The sequence below is a fragment of the Methylobacterium sp. WL9 genome (assembly GCF_008040035.1).
Classification (GTDB): Bacteria; Pseudomonadota; Alphaproteobacteria; order Rhizobiales; family Beijerinckiaceae; genus Methylobacterium; species Methylobacterium thuringiense.
In genome coordinates, this window is sequence record NZ_VRVE01000214.1 from 1 (window position 1) to 451 (window position 451).

The 451-nt window shown below is 75.2% G+C and carries 1 protein-coding gene; it reads right to left on the reverse strand.

The window, feature by feature from the left end; all coding sequences use genetic code 11:
• Positions 1 to 451: penicillin-binding transpeptidase domain-containing protein (locus FV217_RS22550; protein ID WP_281407190.1), on the reverse strand; the 451-nt coding region annotated here is incomplete at both ends.

A 451-nucleotide genomic window follows, 5' to 3' on the forward strand; every position in this document is an offset into this window, starting at 1 on the left:
ACACCGCCCCGCGCCAGCCCCGCATAGAGCCGCGCGAGGTCGGTCAGGGTGATGCCGAGCCCCCCGAGCGCCACGGGCAGGCCGGGGGCGGTGTCGCGCGGGAGCAGGATCTGCGCGCCGGCACCGCGCAGGCGGGCGATGAAGCGGGCGGCGCCGACCGCGTCGAGGAGGTCGACGGCCGGGACGTTCAGCGACTGCTGCAGGGCGTAGCGGGCCGTCACCGTGCCGTGGAAGCCGAGGTCGAAGTTTTCCGGAGCGTACGAGGCGGCGAAGCGCACCGGGCGGTCGTCGAGCAGGGTCTCGGGGTGGGCGATGCCGTTCTCGAAGGCCAATGCGTAGACGAAGGGCTTGAGCGCCGAGCCCGGCGAGCGCACGGCCTGCGTCGCGTCGACCGCGCCGGCGCGGGCCGCATCGAGATAGCCGGCGCTGCCGACATGGGCGAGCACCGCGC